Raw genomic sequence first — 18,086 nt, 5'->3', positions numbered from 1 at the left:
TTTACTCCTGGTCTATTTCGAGGCGCTGAATTTGCAAGCCGTCATCCGCCACGATGCGCAGGCCGAGGCTCTGGCACTGCGGGCAGCTTCTCACCTTTGATGACAGCAGCGTGACGTACTGCTGGCAGTGTTCACACCAGCACTCAGCCTGCTGTTCTTCTATATGCAGCTGGCAGCCTTCCGCCACCGTGTCGCGGCACACCAGCTCAAAGCAAAAGGTGAGGGCGCTGGTTTCGACGCAGGAAAATGCCCCAACTTTTAGCCACACGCCGGTCACGCGCTTTGCGTTGTGCTGCTTTGCCTGTTGCTCGATAAGTTCGAGCGCTCGCTGGCAGAGGGTGATTTCGTGCATGACGCCTCCTCAATGATTTGCCCCATTAATGCAATAACGATGCCAGCTTCATTTTGCTTAGGGCGTGACGGTGTCGGCGCTGACGACATGACACGTCGACACGCTGTCATTGACAGTGCCTGTATTGCTAAATCGCTTTTATATCAATGGGATAAAAGCTGGCACAAAACCTGCTTAACAGGCGCTATCTCCATTAACTGGATATTTAAGATGACTATTTGGGAAATAAGCGAAAAGGCGGATTACATTGCGCAGCGCCATCAATCACTGCAGGAGCAATGGCAGCATTACTGTAATTCACTGGTTCAGGGGATCACCCTGTCAAAAGCGCGTCTGCATCACGCCATGAGCTGCGCGGCACAAGAGGATTTGTGCTTCGTACTGTTTGGGCACTTTATGATTTACGTCACCCTTGCGGACACCTTCAACAGCCACACCATTGAGTACTACGTCGAGACGAAAGAAGGTGAAAGGCAGCTGATTGCCCAGGCACAGTTAATGGCTGACGGCATGGTTGACGGTCACGTCAGCAATCGCGATCGCCAGCAGGTGCTGGAACACTACCTGGAAAAAATCGCGCCGGTTTATCACAACCTCTATGCGGCGGTTGAGCACGATTTGCCGGTGGATTTGAAGGCGTTGGTGAGCGAAACGCGCGCCGTGTGATGTTTACGTGTCGAGAAGTGTCGATGCGGCACGTTTTTCGTCAAAAATGACTATGTCCTGAGGACTCCCCCGGTGAACCGTTTTGTAATTGCTGACTCGACGGTCTGCATTGGCTGTCATACCTGTGAAGCGGCGTGTTCGGAAACACACCGCCTGCACGGGCTACAGTCGATGCCGCGTTTGAAAGTCATGCGTAATGAGAAAGAGTCTGCCCCGCAGCTCTGCCACCATTGTGAAGATGCCCCCTGCGCGGGCGTTTGTCCTGTGAATGCCATCACCCGCATTGAAGGTGCGGTGCAGCTAAACGAAAGCCTGTGCGTGAGCTGCAAACTTTGCGGCATCGCCTGTCCGTTTGGTGCTATTGAGTTTTCTGGCAGCCGTTCACTGCATATTCCTGCGAATGCCAATTCGCCAAAAGCGCCTCCTGCACCACCGGCACCGGCGCGCGTCAGCACGCTGTTGGACTGGGTGCCGGGCATCCGTGCCGTGGCGGTGAAGTGCGATTTGTGCAGCTTCGATGAACAAGGCCCGGCCTGTGTGCGCACGTGTCCAACCAAGGCGCTGATCTTAGTGAATATCCGCGATATTGCTCGCAGCAGCAAACGCAAACGCGAGCTGACCGTGAATGCCGACTTTGGCGATCTTTCGCTGTTTCAGACGCAAAACGAGGGGGCGAAATGAACGCTGTCGCTTTGATTAACAGCGCCATAGCGTGCTTTACGATCGCGGCTGTTTTGGCACTTATTTTCGCATTTTCCAGGCCGCTAAGCGGCTGGATAGCCGGGCTGGGTGGCGCGGCGGGAAGTGTACTCACCGCGGTCGCGGGTTTTTCTACGCTAACCAGTGGGATCTCGGTTAATGCCGTGATACCGGTTGTGCACCACAGCATGGCGATTACGCCGCTCAATGCCATCTGGCTGATAACCTTTGGCCTATGTGGCCTGTTTATCAGTCTGTTCAATATCGACTGGCATCGTCACCCGCAGGCCAAAGCGAACGGTCTGCTGGTGAACCTGCTGATGGCGACGGCGGTTTGCACCGTGCTCGCCAGCAATTTAGGTGCGCTGGTGGTGATGGCCGAAATCATGGCGCTCTGCGGCGTGTTCCTCACGGGATGCACGCAGTCCGGTAAGCTGTGGTTCGCGCTGGGTCGGCTCGGCACGTTGCTGCTGGCGCTGGCCTGCTGGTTGACGTGGCAACGCTATGGCACGCTGGATCTGGCACTGATTAACGCTCGCTCGCAACTGCTGCCGTTGGGGGCGGATATCTGGCTGCTGGGCGTGGTTGGCTTCGGCCTGCTGGCGGGGATTATTCCTCTGCACGGCTGGGTGCCACAGGCGCATGCTAACGCCTCTGCACCTGCGGCCGCGCTGTTCTCAACCGTGGTGATGAAGGTTGGCCTGTTCGGTATCCTGATGCTCTCACTGATGGGCGGGCAGCCGCCGCTGTGGTGGGGCGTGGTGCTGCTGCTCGCCGGGATGGTCACGGCGTTCGTCGGTGGGCTGTATGCACTGATGGAGCACAACATTCAGCGTCTGCTGGCGTACCACACCCTGGAAAACATCGGCATTATTCTGCTCGGCCTGGGGGCGGGTATCACCGGTCTGGCGCTGAATCAGCCTGCGCTGATCGCCGCCGGGTTTATCGGCGGTCTGTATCATCTGATCAACCACAGCCTGTTTAAAAGCACGCTGTTTCTCGGCGCGGGCAGCGTCTGGTTCCGTACCGGCCATCGCGATATCGAGAAGCTTGGCGGTATCGGTAAAAAGATGCCGGTTATCTCGCTCGCCATGCTGGTGGGGTTAATGGCAATGGCCGCGCTGCCGCCGCTGAACGGCTTCGCTGGTGAATGGGTCATTTACCAGTCCTTCTTTGCGCTCGGCCAGAGCGACGTATTTATCGCACGTCTGCTCGGCCCGCTGCTGGCGGTAGGCTTAGCGATTACCGGCGCGCTGGCGGTGATGTGTATGGCGAAAGTCTATGGCGTCACGTTCCTCGGTGCGCCGCGCACCAAAGAGGCGGAACAGGCCTGCTGTGCGCCGTTCCTGATGGCGGCAAGCGTAGTGCTGCTGGCGCTGTGCTGCATTGTCGGCGGCGTTGCCGCACCGTGGCTCATTCCGCTGCTCGGCAGTGCGATCCCGCTGCCGCTGGTCACCGCACACACTACCGTTTCCCAACCGATGATGGCGCTGCTGCTAATTGCCGCGCCGCTGCTGCCGTTCGTGCTGATGCTGTTCTTCAAACGCGATCGCCTGCCTGCCCGCTCGCGCGGGGCGGCCTGGGCGTGCGGGTATGAACATGAGCAAGCGATGGTCATTACCGCTCACGGCTTTGCGATGCCGGTGAAAGAGAACTTTTCTGCGGTGCTGAAGCTGCGAGAAAAACTGAATCCGGTGAGCTGGATCCCCGGTTGGCAAAGTGCTGCCGTACCTGCGCTGTGCCGCCGTCTGGCGGTCATTGAGCTGGCGGTGTTGGTGGTGATTGTGATTTCACGAGGAGCCTGACATGAGTCTGTTACTGGCATTACTTCAGGCGCTGGTGTTATTCGCCGTTGCGCCGCTGCTGTCCGGCATTACGCGCGTGGCGCGCGCTCGGATGCATAACCGTCGCGGGCCTGGCGTGCTCCAGGAATATCGCGATCTGTTCAAGCTGATGGGGCGTCAAAGCATTGCGCCCGACGCGGCGGGCTGGGTCTTTCGTCTGACGCCGTTTGTCATGGTTGGCGTGATGTTGACTATCGCCACTGCGCTGCCGGTGGTAACGGTGGGGTCTCCGCTACCGGTGCTGGGCGATCTGATAACCCTCATCTATCTGTTTGCCATCGCGCGCTTCTTCTTTGCCATTGCAGGGCTGGATACCGGCAGCCCGTTTACCGGTATTGGGGCCAGCCGCGAGGCGATGCTCGGCGTGCTGGTTGAGCCAATCCTGCTGCTGGGATTATGGGTCGCCGCGCAGGTAGCGGGATCGACCCACATTAGCGTGATCACCGACACCCTTTACCACTGGCCTGCTGCCCGCAGTATTCCGCTGATTCTGGCGCTGTGCGCCTGCGCATTTGCCACCTTTATCGAAATGGGCAAGCTGCCGTTCGATCTGGCAGAAGCGGAGCAAGAGCTCCAGGAAGGCCCGCTGACCGAATACAGCGGCTACGGCTTTGCGGTGCTCAAGTGGGGCATCAGCCTCAAACAGCTGGTGGTCTTGCAGATGTTTGTCGGCGTCTTTTTCCCGTGGGGACAAATGACCCACTTCTCCGTCGGCGCTCTGCTGCTGGCGGTAGTGATTGCCGCGCTCAAGCTGGTCGTGGGAGTCCTGATTATCGCCCTGTTTGAAAACAGCATGGCGCGACTGCGTTTTGTTGCTACCTCACGCATTACCTGGGCCGGTTTTGGGTTTGCCTTTTTAGCCTTCGTCTCCTTGCTGGTGGCGTGATTTAAGAGAGTTTTTATGTCTGAAGAAAAGAAAGGTCAGCAGTATCTCGCCGCATTGCATCAGGCTTTCCCGGGTGTGGTGCTCGAAGAATCCTGGCAGACCAAAGACCAGATAACGGTCACCATCAAGGTGAACTATCTGCCGGAAGTGGTGGAGTTTCTTTACTACCAGCAGGGCGGTTGGCTGTCGGTGCTGTTCGGCAATGACGAGCGTCAACTGTGCGGTAACTACGCGGTCTATTACGTGATGTCGATGGAGCAGGGCGAGAAATGCTGGCTCACCGTGCGCGTCGAGGTTGACCCCAATAAACCAGAATATCCGTCCGTCACGCCGCGCGTACCGGCTGCCGTTTGGGGCGAGCGAGAAGTGCGCGACATGTACGGCCTGGTGCCGGTGGGCCTGCCGGACGAGCGTCGTCTGGTGCTGCCGGATGACTGGCCGGACGAACTCTATCCGCTGCGCAAAGACAGCATGGACTATCGCCAGCGTCCTGCACCGACGACCGACAGTGAAACGTACGAGTTCATCAACGAACTGGGCAGCAAAAAGAACAACGTGGTGCCGATTGGCCCGCTGCACGTCACCTCCGATGAACCGGGACACTTCCGCCTGTTTGTCGACGGCGAGAATATTATCGATGCAGATTACCGCCTGTTCTACGTCCATCGCGGCATGGAAAAGTTGGCAGAAACCCGCATGGGCTATAACGAAGTGACGTTCCTGTCCGATCGCGTGTGCGGCATCTGCGGCTTTGCCCACAGTACCGCCTACACCACCTCGGTTGAAAACGGCATGGGGATCGTGGTGCCGGAGCGCGCGCAGATGATCCGCGCCATCCTGCTGGAGGTGGAACGTCTGCATTCGCACCTGCTCAACCTGGGGCTGGCCTGTCACTTTGTCGGCTTTGATTCCGGCTTTATGCAGTTCTTCCGCGTGCGTGAAGCCTCGATGAAAATGGCCGAGATCCTGACCGGGGCGCGCAAAACCTACGGACTGAATCTGATCGGCGGGATTCGTCGCGATCTGCTGAAAGACGACATGATCCAGACCCGTCTGCTGGCCCAGCAGATGCGCCGCGACGTGCAGGAACTGGTGGATATGCTGCTGAGCACGCCAAATATCGAACAGCGTACCGTGGGCATTGGCCGCCTCGACCCGCAAATCGCCCGCGACTTCAGCAACGTCGGTCCGATGGTGCGCGCCAGCGGCCACGCCCGTGACACCCGCACCGATCACCCGTTTGTCGGCTACGGTCTGCTGCCGATGACCATTCATATCGAACAGGGCTGCGACGTGATCTCCCGACTGAAGGTGCGCATTAACGAAGTCTTTACCGCGCTGAACATGATCGATTTTGGTCTGGATAACCTGCCGGGCGGCCCGCTGATGGTAGAAGGCTTTACCTATATTCCAAACCGTTTTGCGCTGGGCTTTGCCGAAGCGCCGCGCGGGGATGATATCCACTGGAGCATGACCGGCGACAACCAGAAGCTGTACCGCTGGCGCTGTCGTGCCGCGACCTACGCCAACTGGCCGACCCTGCGCTACATGCTGCGCGGTAATACCGTTTCTGATGCGCCGCTGATCATCGGCAGCCTGGATCCTTGCTACTCCTGCACCGACCGCATGACGGTGGTTGATGTGCGTAAGAAGAAAAGCAAGGTCGTGGCGTACAAAGAGCTTGAACGCTACAGCATCGAGCGCAAGAACTCGCCGCTGAAATAAGGATTTGTCATGTTTACCTTTATTAAAAAAGTGATCAAAACCGGCACGGTGACCAGCAGCTATCCGCTGGAGCCGATGCCGGTAGATAAAAACTTTCGCGGCAAGCCGGAACATAACCCGCAGCAGTGCATCGGCTGTGCGGCCTGCGTCAACGCCTGCCCGTCGAACGCCCTGACGGTAGAAACCTGTCTGGCGACCAACGAACTTGCCTGGCAGTTCAACCTCGGGCGCTGCATCTTTTGCGGCCGCTGCGAAGAGGTCTGCCCGACGGCGGCGATTAAGCTGTCGCAGGAATACGAACTGGCCGTGTGGAAGAAAGAAGATTTCCTGCAACAGTCGCGCTTTGCGCTCTGTCATTGCCGCGTTTGCCAGCGTCCTTTCGCCGTGCAAAAAGAGATCGACTACGCCATCGCGCTACTGAAGCACAACGGTGACGCCCGCGCGGAGCATCACCGCGAAAGCTTTGAAACCTGCCCGGACTGCAAGCGTCAGAAATGCCTGCTGCCGTCCGACCGCATTGATTTAACACGTCACATGAAAGAGGCCAGCTGATGAGCCATTTACTCGGCCCGCGCGACGATAACGGCATTCCGGTGCCGATGACGGTGGATGAATCCATCGCCAATATGAAAGCGTCGCTGCTGAAAAAAATCAAACGCTCGGCCTACGTCTACCGCGTGGACTGCGGCGGCTGCAACGGCTGCGAAATTGAAATCTTCGCCACCCTGTCGCCGCTGTTCGACGCCGAGCGTTTTGGCATCAAAGTGGTGCCGTCACCGCGTCATGCTGACATCCTGCTGTTTACCGGTGCCATGACTCGCGCGATGCGATCGCCTGCGCTGCGCGCCTGGCAGTCCGCGCCCGACCCAAAAATCTGTATCTCCTATGGTGCCTGCGGCAATAGCGGCGGGATCTTCCATGACCTGTACTGCGTGTGGGGCGGCACCGACAAAATTGTGCCGGTTGACGTTTATATTCCGGGCTGCCCGCCAACGCCTGCCGCCACGCTGTACGGTTTTGCGATGGCGCTCGGCCTGCTGGAGCAGAAAATCCACGCCCGCGAACCGGGTGAAATCGACAATCAGCCTGCGACAATTTTGCATCCGGATATGGTGCAGCCGCTGCGCGTGAAGGTCGATCGCATGGCGCGCAAATTAGCGGGCTATCGCTATGGTCGCCAGATTGCCGATGACTATCTGCGCCTGCTGAGCCAGGGCGAGCATCAGGTTTCTCGCTGGCTGGAGGCGGAAAACGATCCGCGCCTGAACGAGATTGTCGCCAACCTGAATTCTGTCGTCGACGAGGCGCGTATCCGATGAGCGAAAAGGTGGTGTTCAGTCAGCTGAGCCGTAAGTTTATCGACGAAAACGACGCCACGCCCGATGCCGCGCAGCAGGTCGTGTATTACAGCCTGGCGATCGGTCACCACCTGGGGGTGATCGACTGCCTGGAAGCCGCGCTGAGCTGTCCGTGGCAGGAGTATCTCGCCTGGATTGGCACGCTGGAGGCGGAAAGCACCGCGCGGCGCAAGATGGAAGGCGTGCCGAAGTATGGCGAAATCGTCATCGACATCAACCATATCGCGATGCTGGCGAATGCCTTTGACGCGGCGTTAGTCCGGCAAACCCCAGAACAGCAGGCGTGGAGCAAAACCGTGCTCGGCATGCTGCATGATATTCACCAGGAGAGCGCCATCTACCTGATGGTGAGGAGATTACGTGACTGACGTTTTACTGTGTGTCGGCAACAGCATGATGGGCGACGACGGCGCGGGTCCGCTACTGGCGGAAATGTGCGCCGCCGCACCGCAAGGGAAGTGGGTGGTGATCGACGGCGGCAGCGCGCCAGAAAACGACGTGGTCGCTATCCGCGAACTGCACCCGGATCGTTTGTTGATCGTCGACGCCACCGATATGGGGTTAAACCCCGGCGAGATCCGTCTGATCGACCCGGACGACATTGCTGAAATGTTTATGATGACGACGCATAACATGCCGCTGAATTACCTGGTCGATCAGATTAAAGACGACGTGGGCGAAGTGCTGTTTTTGGGCATTCAGCCGGATATCGTTGGGTTTTATTACCCAATGACGCCACCGATTAAGGCGGCGGTTGAAGTGGTGTATGGACGGTTGGCGGGGTGGGTTGGGGACGGAGGATTTCAACCCCTCTCCATCGAGTGAAAACCGCACTGGACAGTCCCCTCTCCCCAATGGGGAGAGGGTTAGGGTGAGGGGCTACGCCAGATCCGCCCCGTTACTCGCAATCACCTTCTTATACCACCAGAACGATTTCTTTCGAATGCGATCCAGCGAGCCGTTGCCTGCATCGTCACGATCGACATAAACAAATCCATAGCGTTTGCTCATTTCGCCCGTCGATGCCGCCACCAGGTCGATGCAGCCCCAGGAGGTGTAGCCGATCAGCGGCACGCCGTCTTCAATGGCATCGCCCATGGCGCGGATGTGTTCGCGCAGGTAGCTGATGCGATAATCGTCGTTAATCTCGCCGTTGGCATCCAATTCGTCCTTCGCGCCGAGGCCGTTTTCCACCAGGAACAGCGGTTTCTGGTAACGGTCGTACATCATGTTCATGGTGATGCGCAGGCCCAGCGGGTCGATGCCCCAACCCCACGCGCTCACTTCGATGTGCGGGTTACGCAGCGATTTCACGATGTTCGCCGCGCTGGTGTTATTGGCATTCATATCCGCCGAGGCGCAGCGTGAGGCGTAATAGCTGAACGACACAAAATCGACGGTGTTTTTCAGAAGTTGATCGTCGCCTGGGTCTTTAACAATCACCACCCCTTTTTCGCGGAACACGCGGGCGGAGTAAGCGGGGTAACTGCCGCGCGCCTGCACGTCGATAAAGAACAGGTTTTCGCGGTCTTTTTCCAGCGCCATCCACACGTCTTCTGGCTTGCAGGAGTAGGGGTAAAAATTACCGCCGGCCAGCATACAGCCGACCTGGTTTTCCGGGTTCACCTCGTGGGCGATTTTGGTCGCCAGCGCGCTCGCCACCAGCTCGTGGTGCGCGGCCTGATATTTCACCTGATCTTTGTTTTCGCCTTCCTCAAACACCAGACCGGCCCCGGAGAACGGGCTGTGCAGCATGATGTTGATCTCGTTGAAGGTCAGCCAGTATTTCACCAGACCGTTGAATTCTTCAAAGCAGGTGCGGGCGTAGCGAGCAAAGAAATCAACCATTTTGCGGTTGCGCCAGGAGCCGTATTCGGTCACCAGATGCATCGGCACGTCAAAATGGCACAGCGTGACCAGTGGCTCGATATTGTACTTTTTGCACTCCTCGAACACTGCGCGATAAAAAGCAATGCCCTCCTGATTCGGCAGCGGCTCGTCGCCGTTCGGGTAGAGGCGACTCCAGGCGATAGAGGTGCGGAACACCGTAAAGCCCATTTCCGCCATCAGGGCGATGTCTTCTTTGTAGCGATGGTAAAAATCAATCGCCTCGTGGCTTGGATAAAACTCGTCGTCGCGCAGCGCAAAACGTTTTTCCTGACCGACCTTCACCGCCAGGCGATTAGCGCCATGGGGAATCATATCGACCGTGGTCAGCCCTTTGCCGCCTTCGCGGTACGCGCCTTCACTCTGGTTGGCGGCAAGTGCGCCGCCCCATAAAAATCCTTCTGGAAAAACAGACATTTTTACCTCGTTATTCATTTATACGCGTGCTTCTTGTGACTGAGCCGGCGCGGTTTGCAGGGCGCGGGCTTTCTCTGCATCGTCTTCGACCGGGATATCCTCAAAGCCGAGGAGCAGGGTCAGAACAAACGAAAGCACCACCGCCAGTGCCATCACAGCAAATACCCATACGATGGTCATTGGGTTGGCCGGGTCAAAGAACTGCACGCTGGTAAACAGGCCCGGCGCCGCCATCGAATGGCTGGCAAGACCGGCAATGCCGGCGACCGCGCCGCAGATAAAGCCGCTGATCAGGCTCGCAATCAGCGGGCGCTTCAGGCGTATTGCCACGCCGTACAGGGCTGGCTCAGAAATCCCGGCCATGATGGCCGACGCCGCCGCAGCTAACGCGGTCTGGCGCAGTTCCGGGTTTTTCGTTTTCCACGCTACCGCCAGCGATGAACCGCCGAGGGACAGGTTAGCGCCAATTTCTGACGGCATCACCATCCCTTCTTTGCCGGTTTCAGCAATGGTTTGAATGATAGTCGGGGTAAATACGCGGTGCATCCCGGTCATGACCAGCAGCGGCCACAGTGCGCCCATGATGGCGACGGACAGCCAGCCGAGATAGCCGTGAATGGTATAAACCAACGCGGAGATGGCACTACCGATCCAGATCCCGATCGGCCCAATCAGTACGATGGCGAGCGGGGCGGCAATCAGCACGATCAGCATCGGTTTCAGGAAGTTTTTGGTCACCGCCGGGGTAATTTTATCGACCCACACTTCGATGTACGACAGGCACCAGGTCATGACCAGCGCCGGGATAACCGTATAGGTGTACTTCACCGCCGTCACCGGAATAAACGCGAACTCAACGTGCTCGCCCTGCGCGGCTTTCGCCATTAGCTCGATAAAGCTCGGGTGAACCAGCACGCCCGCGATCGCAATCGCCAGCGAGACGTTGGTTTTGAATTTAATCGCCGCCGACGCCGCCACCATCAGCGGCAGGAAGAAGAACGCACCGTCGCCGATAACGGTCAGAATGGTGAGCGTCGGTGCGCCTTTAGGCAGCACGCCGGTCATCTCAAGGATCATCGCCAGCAGCTTCACCATCGAGCCACCGATGATCGCCGGGATCAGCGGGGACATGGTGCCGATGAGCGCATCGAGTATCCCGGCTCCCACGCGGCGTAAGGTGAGCTTTTGCGGACCTTGCGGCTGAGCGGGCTGGAGTTTGGCCGGAAGCAGGTTCACCACTTCGCGATAAGCCTGCGACACGGTGTTGCCGATGATCACCTGGCACTGGTTGTCGTTACGCACCACGCCGAGCACGCCGTTGATATTTTTAAGCGTTGCCCCGTCCACTTTGTTTTCGTCATGCAGAACGAAACGCAGACGCGTCATGCAGTGGGTCACGGCAGCAATGTTGTCTTTGCCGCCGAGTGCGCTGACAACATCGTTCGCCAGCGCAGCGTAGTTTTTGGCCATCGGAAGTGATCCTGTTGTTATTGTGTGAATACGTAGGAAACCGGTTCCACATAATCATCATGAGTTTCTTCGCATGAAACAAGATGGCTCATTGTGCATTTTTTACATTCGTGAACTTGATCACCCTGATGGGGTGAAAGCGTGATATCGCCGCTGCGACAATTTTCCTGCGGTGCAGTACACTGCGGCACATCGGTTTTGGACGGAAGAATAAAATGACCACGATGCTGGAAGTGGCGCAGCGCGCAGGGGTGTCGAAAGCAACGGTTTCTCGGGTACTGTCGGGGAATGGCTACGTCAGCCAGGAGACCAAAGACCGGGTATTTCAGGCCATTGAAGAGAGCGGTTATCGCCCGAATTTGCTGGCGAGAAACCTGGCCACGAAACGCACGCAAACACTGGGACTGGTGGTGACCAACACTCTGTATCACGGCGTCTATTTCAGCGAACTGCTGTTCCATGCCGCGCGCATGACCGAAGAGCGAGGGCGGCAGTTAATTCTGGCGGACGGTAAACACAGCGCCGATGAAGAGCGTGAGGCGATCCAGTATCTGCTGGATATGCGCTGTGACGCGATAATCATCTATCCGCGCTTCCTGAGCGTTGATGAGATGGACGAAATTATTCAGAAACACGAGCAGCCGATTATGGTGCTCAACCGCCGCCTGCGTAAAAACAGCAGCCACTGCGTCTGGTCCGATCATAAAGCGTCGTGTCAGGCGGCGGTGTCGCAGCTAATCGACATGGGGCATCGCGACATCGCGTTTATTACCGGCTCGCTGGATTCACCCACCGGAATCGAACGTCTTTCTGGCTACAAAGATGCCCTCGCGCAGCACCATATTCCGCTGCGTGAGGCGCTGATCGCCGACGGTAAATGGAACCCGGAGAGCGGTGCCGCGGGCGTTTCGACGCTGCTTACCCGGGGTGAGACATTTACCGCGCTGGTGGCGAGCAATGACGATATGGCGATTGGCGCGATGAAACAGTTGCATGACAGCGGGATTGCCACGCCGGGCGAGGTGTCGGTTATTGGTTTCGATGATGTGGCGATTGCGCCGTATATCATCCCATCGCTCTCCAGCGTGCGGATCCCGGTGACCGAGATGATCAAAGAGACCATCAGCCGCCTGATTTTTATGCTCGACGGCGGAGAGTTTACGTTGCAACAAACCTTCTCTGGTGAACTGATTTTGCGGGATTCCGTCATTGCCGGACCGCACGTCTGACATTGACAATAGTCATCGTCACTTGTGACGATGACACTCTGACGGCTCTGACATTATCAGTTAAATCAGTCAATTAAAACATGGCACGGTTTATGTATGTCTCGCCTCATGAATGTCATGCTGGAGAAGCAAATGAACCGTTTTATGATGGCAGATGCCAGTAAGTGTATTGGCTGCCGTACCTGCGAAGTGGCTTGCGTCGTGTCGCATCAGGCGCAGCAGGACTGCGCGTCACTTACCCCTGAATCTTTCCTGCCGCGTATTCACGTGATTAAAGGCGTAAACATCTCCACGGCGGCCATCTGCCGTCAGTGCGAAGATGCGCCGTGCGCGAACGTTTGTCCAAACGGTGCCATCAACCGTGAAAACGGCTTTGTGCATGTGATGCAGGAGCGCTGCATTGGCTGTAAAACCTGCGTGGTGGCCTGTCCGTACGGCGCGATGGAAGTGGTCGTACGCCCGGTCATTCGTCAAAGCGGCATGGGCCTGAAAGTGCGTGCCGATAAGGCTGAGGCCAACAAATGCGATTTGTGCCATCACCTCGAATCCGGTCCGGCGTGTATGGAAGCCTGCCCGACGAACGCTCTGGTCTGTGTGGATCGCAATAAACTCGAACAGATGAGCGCGGAAAAACGCCGTCGTGCGGCGTTCGATACCACTTCTTCTATGTTGTTCTGATTATGGTCGGCGGGGTTCAGCTGCGGGTGCGTGGCAAAGTGCAGGGGGTGGGTTTTCGCCCGTTCGTCTGGCAACTGGCGAATCAGCTACATCTGTGCGGTGACGTCTGTAACGACGGTGCTGGCGTGCTGGTCCGGTTGACGGGCGATGCGGTCGCCTTCACTGAACAGCTTATGCAACACTGCCCCCCGCTGGCGCGTATCGACGAGGTTGAGGCGCAGCCGTATACGTGGTCGCATTTGCCCGACGATTTTACCATCAGGCACAGCGCGGGTGGCGCAATGGCGACCCAAATTGTGCCCGATGCGGCCACCTGTCCTGCATGCCTGGCTGAAATGCGCGACCCCCGCGAGCGCCGCTATCGCTATCCGTTTATCAACTGTACCCACTGCGGCCCGCGTTTTACCATTATCCGCGCCATGCCTTACGATCGCCCTGATACGTCAATGGCTCCGTTCGCGCTGTGCGCGCCGTGCGAGCACGAATATCGCCATCCGGCGGACAGACGCTTTCACGCCCAACCGGTCGCCTGCCCGGACTGTGGGCCTGAGCTGGAATGGCGCGCGGGTGAGGTGCGCCATCGTCGGGACGCCGCGCTGGCCGCGGCGGTTGCGATGCTCAACGCGGGTGGGATTGTCGCCGTTAAGGGGCTGGGTGGTTTTCATCTGGTCTGTGATGCGCGCAATGTCCAGGCCATCGCGCGGCTGCGTGAGCGCAAGCATCGCCCGGCAAAACCGCTGGCGGTGATGATAGCGAACGACTCCTGTTTACCTGCGCCGATTCAGGCATTATTACGCTCCCCGGCAGCCCCCATCGTGCTGACGCCAAAATGTTATCTCCCCGATCTGCCGCTGGAGATTGCGCCGGGTCTGGATGCCGTGGGCGTGATGCTGGCATCGAATCCATTGCAGCATTTGCTGATGGATGACATGGCCTGTCCGCTGGTGATGACTTCCGGCAACCTCAGCGGTAAACCGCCAGCGATGAATAACGACCAGGCGATGGATGACCTGCGTGAAATTGCCGACGGTTTTCTGCTACACAACCGTGAAATCGTGCAGCGAATGGATGATTCCGTCGTTGATGAAAGGGGCACGATGCTGCGTCGGGCGCGGGGCTACGTACCCGACATCATTGCCTTGCCCGCAGGTTTTCACGGTATTCCCCCCATTCTGGCGCTCGGTGCCGACATGAAAAACACGTTCTGCCTGCTACGCGACGGGCAGGCGGTGATGAGCCAGCACTTTGGCGATCTCAGCGACGAAGGCGTCGAGAGCCAGTGGCGCGGCGCGCTTGCCGTTATGCAGCAGATGTACGACTTCCGGCCTGAGCAGCTCGCGTGTGATGCGCATCCGGGCTATCGCAGCGTGCAGTGGGCAAACCAGATGACGCTACCAAACCAGACGGTCTTACATCACCACGCCCACGCAGCGGCATGCCTGGCGGAAAACGGCTGGCTGCTGGATGCAGGTGATGCGGTTGCGCTTGTCCTGGACGGTATCGGGATGGGGGAAAACGGCGCGCTGTGGGGCGGCGAATGTCTGCGTGTGAACTATCTTGAGTGCCAGCATCTCGGCGGGTTGCCTGCTGTGGCGCTGCCCGGCGGCGATAGGGCAGCGATACAGCCGTGGCGTAACTTGCTCGCACACTGCCTGGCGTTTGTCCCGGACTGGCTATCGCGGCCCGAGACTCGCATGGTGCAACAGCAAAACTGGCCGCTGCTGGTAACGGCGATCGCGCGGGGACTCAACGCGCCGCTGGCCTCCTCCTGCGGAAGACTGTTCGACGCCGTGGCCTGTGCGCTGAACCTGGCGCCAGAGACGCAAAGCTACGAGGGCGAAGCCGCCTGTAAGCTGGAAGCGCTCGCAAGGCAGTGCAACGGGGTAAGCCATCCGGTCACGCTTCCCGTGGAAAACGGCAAGCTCGACCTTGCCACATTCTGGAATCAATGGCTTGACTGGCAGGCTGAACCCAACGCGCGTGCGTGGGTATTTCATGATGTGCTGGCAAGAGGACTGGCAGAGTTGATGCGCTATCACGCTCGGCGTTTAGGGCTATCAACGTTGTGCTTTAGCGGTGGGGTCCTGCACAACCGTCTGCTGCGCGCCCGGCTGGAGCTTTATCTCGCTGATTTTACATTGCTTTTCCCCTCCCGGTTGCCAGCAGGCGACGGGGGTATTGCCTTCGGTCAGGCCGTCATTGCGGCGGCCAGACAGGCAGTGACTGAGGGTTACACGGGTAATGATTTCAGCAGGGCGAAAGCCTCCTTCATGCGATCTTCGCTGACCATAAAAGCGCGCAACTGACCGTCGCTGTCGGACCCGCGCGCCACCATGCCTTGTGGCTCAATGGCTATGTGCCAGTTCAAATCCTGACGCTGGGTTTCACCGGCGAGATGCAGCGGTAGTTCCGGCGTTTTCACCTTTACCAGCATGGCGGGCAGCTTCAGCGGCGCGCTGGCACCGAGCAGGTTTTTCGCCAGATACAGGGCGCTTAACTGGATCGGCTGTAGGAACGGAAGCACCTGACCGTTAATTTCGGCGCAGTCGCCGAGTGCGTAAATATCCGGCTGGGAGGTTTGCAGATAGCTATTTACCTGCACGCCACGCTGCGTGTCGGCCCCGGCACGCTGTGCCAGTGCGGTTTCCGGGCGCAGACCTGTTGCGGCCACCACCACATCCACTTCAACGCTGCGGTTACCGTCAAGTCGGGCCACAATGCCGCTCTCCGTTTTCGTCAGGCTGTGCAGTTGCGCTTTCAGCAGCAAATGTACGCCCATATCGGTCAGTCGATGCTGTAAGCGACTGCTCACTTCGGCGGGCATCAGCGCAGAGAGAATGCTTGCCGCGCAGTCGACGAGGGTGACGGCTTTGCCTGCGCGACAAAAGTCCATCGCCAATTCGGTGCCAATCAGGCCGCCGCCGACAATCATCACCCGCTGTGCATCGCGAAGTGCGGTCTCGCTGGCGCGATACTCCTGCTGGCTGTTGAGCGTTAACATCAGCTCGCGGCCCTCGACTGGCGGCACAAAAGCTGATGCGCCCGTCGCCAGCACCAGTTTGTCGTACTGCCACGTCTTATCTTTGGCTTTTACCAGGTGTGCGGTGGCGTCGATATCGGTGACCCAGGTATGCGGCAACAGGCGCAGGTTGAACTGCTCGGCAAACTCCCCCGCCGTCTGGCGGGTGAGGTCGTCTGCGCGCTGGCTCTGGCTTATCACATGGCTTAAGTCCGGTTTGTTGTACTCATCCATGCTGTCTGCGGCGATAAGCGTCAGGGGGACATTTGCATCCTGTTTGCGGATATTTTTTACCAGTTGGCGGGCGGCAAAGCCCGAGCCGATAATGATGATTCCGTGGCTCATTTTGCCTCCGAAGCCAGTTCGTCAAAGACGTCTTTTCCAAGTGAACATTCCGGGCAGAGGAAGTTATCCGGTACGTCGCTCCACGGGGTGCCTGGTGCGACGTCCTGCAACGGCTCACCCAGTTCAGGATCGTAAATCCACTGACAGACGCTGCACTGCATGCATGGGCCAAGAGCGGCGGCAGTCGCGGCGGCGCAGGCGCAATCTTCCTGTTGTTGAGTCGGTTTCACCGTTGCTTCTGGCAGCGGAGCGAGCGCCCACTGACGTGCAATATCGCGGCCGTGCTGACGGCAGATTTCCAGGGCATCAACGTCCGGGCGCCATTTGGCCTTCAGGCTCATCGACATTTCAAAACCGGCATCCTGCAAACGAGTTGAGAGACGATCGACCGCGCCGCCGCTCCAGCCGTGTGAACCAAAAGCGCTGGCGCGTTTATTGCGAAAGCGCAGGCCGGTTATCTCCTCCACCAGACCGGCGATTTTCGGCATCATCACATTGTTCATGGTGGAAGTGCCGACCAGCACGCCTTTGGAGCGGAAGACGTTGGTCAGGATTTCGTTTTTATCGCTGCGCGCCACGTTGAAAATTTTCACCGCCACGTTCGGATCAACTTCGTTAATGCCCTGCGCGATGGCATCCGCCATCATACGGGTGTTGTTAGACATGGTGTCGTAGAACAGGGTGATGCGATCTTCCTGGTAATCGGCGGCCCATTTCAGATACAGCTCAACGATTTGGGTTGGGTTTTCCCGCCACACCACGCCGTGAGAGGTGGCAATCATATCCACCGGCAGGTTGAAGCCGAGGATTTCGGTAATTTTTGGCGTTACCAGACGGCTGAACGGCGTCAGGATGTTGGCGTAATAGCGCTGGCACTGTTCGAACAGCTCGGTTTGATCCACTTCATCGTTAAACAGGCGCTCGTCGCAGTAATGCTGACCGAAGGCGTCGTTGCTGAACAGCACCGCGTCGCCGGTCATGTAGGTCATCATGCTGTCTGGCCAGTGCAGCATGGGCGTTTCAACGAAGAGCAGCTGTTTGCCGTTGCCGAGATCCAACGTGTCGCCGGTTTTCACGGTGTGGAAATTCCACTCAGGATGATGGTGATGGCCGTTGATGGAGTCGATGGCGTTGGTGGTGCAATAAATTGGCGTGTTCGGAATGTAAGACATCAGCTCGGTCAGCGCACCGGCGTGGTCTTCTTCCGCGTGGTTAATGATGATGTAGTCGATGGCGTCGAGGTCGATTTCATTACGCAGGTTCTGCACGAACTCGCGGCTGAATTTATGATCGACCGTATCGATAAGAACATTTTTGCCTTCACGGATGAGATAGCTGTTGTAGCTGCTGCCACGCAGCGTTTTGTATTCGGTACCGTGAAAATCACGGACTTCCCAGTCACGTTGGCCAACCCAATGAATGTTATTTTTAACCAGAATAGACATAGCAACCTCAAATTAATACGCTGTTTTTAAAATAGATGAATTGCCTATATCAAGTTGCGTGCCAGT

17 protein-coding genes are annotated in these 18,086 nt (G+C 57.9%); 12 read left to right on the top strand and 5 right to left on the bottom strand.

Going from position 1 to position 18,086, the window contains the following annotated elements; all coding sequences use genetic code 11:
- Position 1: 1 nt before the first annotated feature.
- Positions 2 to 352, bottom strand: a complete 351-nt coding sequence (hypA, locus tag AC6EMZ_RS17740) for a hydrogenase maturation nickel metallochaperone HypA (RefSeq protein WP_498404085.1) — start codon at positions 350 to 352, stop codon at positions 2 to 4.
- A gap of 210 nt (positions 353 to 562) precedes the next feature.
- On the opposite strand from hypA, the gene hycA reads away from it, so the two are divergent.
- The 9 genes from hycA (at position 563) to hycI (ending at position 8,355) form a co-directional block, all read left to right on the top strand.
- Positions 563 to 1,018, top strand: coding sequence for a formate hydrogenlyase regulator HycA (gene hycA, locus AC6EMZ_RS17735; protein WP_498404084.1), 456 nt, complete (start codon positions 563 to 565; stop codon positions 1,016 to 1,018).
- Between the two features lie 72 nt (positions 1,019 to 1,090).
- Entirely contained in the window at positions 1,091 to 1,699 is a 609-nt protein-coding gene (locus AC6EMZ_RS17730; RefSeq protein WP_498404083.1) for a 4Fe-4S dicluster domain-containing protein, read from the top strand.
- Positions 1,696 to 3,522: a formate hydrogenlyase subunit 3 gene (gene hycC, locus AC6EMZ_RS17725; protein ID WP_498404082.1), complete on the top strand. Its 1,827-nt coding sequence runs from the start codon at positions 1,696 to 1,698 to the stop codon at positions 3,520 to 3,522. The genes AC6EMZ_RS17730 and hycC overlap by 4 nt, the downstream gene beginning before the upstream one ends.
- Before the next feature lies 1 nt (position 3,523).
- Positions 3,524 to 4,447, top strand: coding sequence for a respiratory chain complex I subunit 1 family protein (locus AC6EMZ_RS17720; RefSeq protein ID WP_498404081.1), 924 nt, complete (start codon positions 3,524 to 3,526; stop codon positions 4,445 to 4,447).
- Between the two features lie 15 nt (positions 4,448 to 4,462).
- The gene (locus AC6EMZ_RS17715) at positions 4,463 to 6,172 is read left to right on the top strand and encodes a hydrogenase large subunit (protein ID WP_498404080.1); all 1,710 of its coding nucleotides are present in this window, start codon (positions 4,463 to 4,465) and stop codon (positions 6,170 to 6,172) included.
- A gap of 9 nt (positions 6,173 to 6,181) precedes the next feature.
- Positions 6,182 to 6,724, top strand: coding sequence for a formate hydrogenlyase complex iron-sulfur subunit (locus tag AC6EMZ_RS17710; protein WP_498404079.1), 543 nt, complete (start codon positions 6,182 to 6,184; stop codon positions 6,722 to 6,724).
- Positions 6,724 to 7,491 carry an NADH-quinone oxidoreductase subunit B family protein gene (locus tag AC6EMZ_RS17705; RefSeq protein ID WP_498404078.1) on the top strand — a complete coding sequence of 256 codons (768 nt, stop codon included), beginning with the start codon at positions 6,724 to 6,726 and terminating at the stop codon, positions 7,489 to 7,491. Before AC6EMZ_RS17710 ends, AC6EMZ_RS17705 begins: the two co-directional genes overlap by 1 nt.
- Positions 7,488 to 7,898, top strand: coding sequence for a formate hydrogenlyase maturation HycH family protein (locus AC6EMZ_RS17700; protein ID WP_498404077.1), 411 nt, complete (start codon positions 7,488 to 7,490; stop codon positions 7,896 to 7,898). The genes AC6EMZ_RS17705 and AC6EMZ_RS17700 overlap by 4 nt, the downstream gene beginning before the upstream one ends.
- Positions 7,891 to 8,355 carry a hydrogenase maturation peptidase HycI gene (gene hycI / locus AC6EMZ_RS17695; protein WP_498404076.1) on the top strand — a complete coding sequence of 155 codons (465 nt, stop codon included), beginning with the start codon at positions 7,891 to 7,893 and terminating at the stop codon, positions 8,353 to 8,355. The genes AC6EMZ_RS17700 and hycI overlap by 8 nt, the downstream gene beginning before the upstream one ends.
- Positions 8,356 to 8,409: 54 nt before the next feature.
- Here hycI and AC6EMZ_RS17690 read toward each other — a convergent pair whose 3' ends face one another.
- Positions 8,410 to 9,834, bottom strand: coding sequence for a 6-phospho-beta-glucosidase (locus tag AC6EMZ_RS17690; protein ID WP_498404075.1), 1,425 nt, complete (start codon positions 9,832 to 9,834; stop codon positions 8,410 to 8,412).
- A gap of 18 nt (positions 9,835 to 9,852) precedes the next feature.
- On the bottom strand, positions 9,853 to 11,304 hold the full coding sequence (ascF, locus tag AC6EMZ_RS17685) for a PTS cellobiose/arbutin/salicin transporter subunit IIBC (protein ID WP_498404074.1): 1,452 nt from the start codon (positions 11,302 to 11,304) through the stop codon (positions 9,853 to 9,855).
- 215 nt (positions 11,305 to 11,519) lie between these two features.
- Here ascF and AC6EMZ_RS17680 point away from each other — a divergent pair, with 215 nt between their 5' ends.
- The 3 genes from AC6EMZ_RS17680 to hypF all read left to right on the top strand — a co-directional run bounded on the left by AC6EMZ_RS17680 (position 11,520) and on the right by hypF (position 15,517).
- Positions 11,520 to 12,533 (top strand): LacI family DNA-binding transcriptional regulator, encoded by a 1,014-nt coding sequence (locus AC6EMZ_RS17680; protein WP_498404073.1) that lies wholly within the window; start codon positions 11,520 to 11,522, stop codon positions 12,531 to 12,533.
- Positions 12,534 to 12,665: 132 nt separating this feature from the next.
- Positions 12,666 to 13,211, top strand: a complete 546-nt coding sequence (gene hydN / locus AC6EMZ_RS17675; RefSeq protein ID WP_498404072.1) for an electron transport protein HydN — start codon at positions 12,666 to 12,668, stop codon at positions 13,209 to 13,211.
- Complete coding sequence (gene hypF / locus AC6EMZ_RS17670; protein WP_498404197.1) at positions 13,211 to 15,517, top strand: carbamoyltransferase HypF; 2,307 nt, start codon at positions 13,211 to 13,213, stop codon at positions 15,515 to 15,517. The genes hydN and hypF overlap by 1 nt, the downstream gene beginning before the upstream one ends.
- On the opposite strand, the gene norW is transcribed toward hypF, so the two are convergent.
- Positions 15,442 to 16,575: an NADH:flavorubredoxin reductase NorW gene (norW, locus tag AC6EMZ_RS17665; RefSeq protein ID WP_498404071.1), complete on the bottom strand. Its 1,134-nt coding sequence runs from the start codon at positions 16,573 to 16,575 to the stop codon at positions 15,442 to 15,444. The two genes, hypF and norW, sit on opposite strands and share 76 nt — an antisense overlap.
- Complete coding sequence (gene norV / locus AC6EMZ_RS17660) at positions 16,572 to 18,020, bottom strand: anaerobic nitric oxide reductase flavorubredoxin (protein ID WP_498404070.1); 1,449 nt, start codon at positions 18,018 to 18,020, stop codon at positions 16,572 to 16,574. Before norV ends, norW begins: the two co-directional genes overlap by 4 nt.
- Between the last annotated feature and the right edge of the window lie 66 nt (positions 18,021 to 18,086).

The organism is Enterobacter sp. SCRI0065, assembly GCF_059766475.1.
The sequence above is the reverse complement of the archived record's forward strand: the minus strand, read 5'-3'. Positions and strand labels throughout refer to the sequence as shown.

Bases quoted from the DNA above. Each gene is read 5' to 3' on its own strand.
- AC6EMZ_RS17680 (WP_498404073.1), top strand. From the start codon at position 11,520: ATGACCACGATGCTGGAAGTGGCGCAGCGCGCAGGGGTGTCGAAAGCA.
- AC6EMZ_RS17705 (WP_498404078.1), top strand. From the start codon at position 6,724: ATGAGCCATTTACTCGGCCCGCGCGACGATAACGGCATTCCGGTGCCG.
- AC6EMZ_RS17690 (WP_498404075.1), bottom strand. From the start codon at position 9,834: ATGTCTGTTTTTCCAGAAGGATTTTTATGGGGCGGCGCACTTGCCGCC.
- AC6EMZ_RS17710 (WP_498404079.1), top strand. From the start codon at position 6,182: ATGTTTACCTTTATTAAAAAAGTGATCAAAACCGGCACGGTGACCAGC.
- AC6EMZ_RS17720 (WP_498404081.1), top strand. From the start codon at position 3,524: ATGAGTCTGTTACTGGCATTACTTCAGGCGCTGGTGTTATTCGCCGTT.
- hypA (WP_498404085.1), bottom strand. From the start codon at position 352: ATGCACGAAATCACCCTCTGCCAGCGAGCGCTCGAACTTATCGAGCAA.
- hydN (WP_498404072.1), top strand. From the start codon at position 12,666: ATGAACCGTTTTATGATGGCAGATGCCAGTAAGTGTATTGGCTGCCGT.
- hycA (WP_498404084.1), top strand. From the start codon at position 563: ATGACTATTTGGGAAATAAGCGAAAAGGCGGATTACATTGCGCAGCGC.
- AC6EMZ_RS17715 (WP_498404080.1), top strand. From the start codon at position 4,463: ATGTCTGAAGAAAAGAAAGGTCAGCAGTATCTCGCCGCATTGCATCAG.
- hycC (WP_498404082.1), top strand. From the start codon at position 1,696: ATGAACGCTGTCGCTTTGATTAACAGCGCCATAGCGTGCTTTACGATC.
- norV (WP_498404070.1), bottom strand. From the start codon at position 18,020: ATGTCTATTCTGGTTAAAAATAACATTCATTGGGTTGGCCAACGTGAC.
- ascF (WP_498404074.1), bottom strand. From the start codon at position 11,304: ATGGCCAAAAACTACGCTGCGCTGGCGAACGATGTTGTCAGCGCACTC.
- AC6EMZ_RS17700 (WP_498404077.1), top strand. From the start codon at position 7,488: ATGAGCGAAAAGGTGGTGTTCAGTCAGCTGAGCCGTAAGTTTATCGAC.
- norW (WP_498404071.1), bottom strand. From the start codon at position 16,575: ATGAGCCACGGAATCATCATTATCGGCTCGGGCTTTGCCGCCCGCCAA.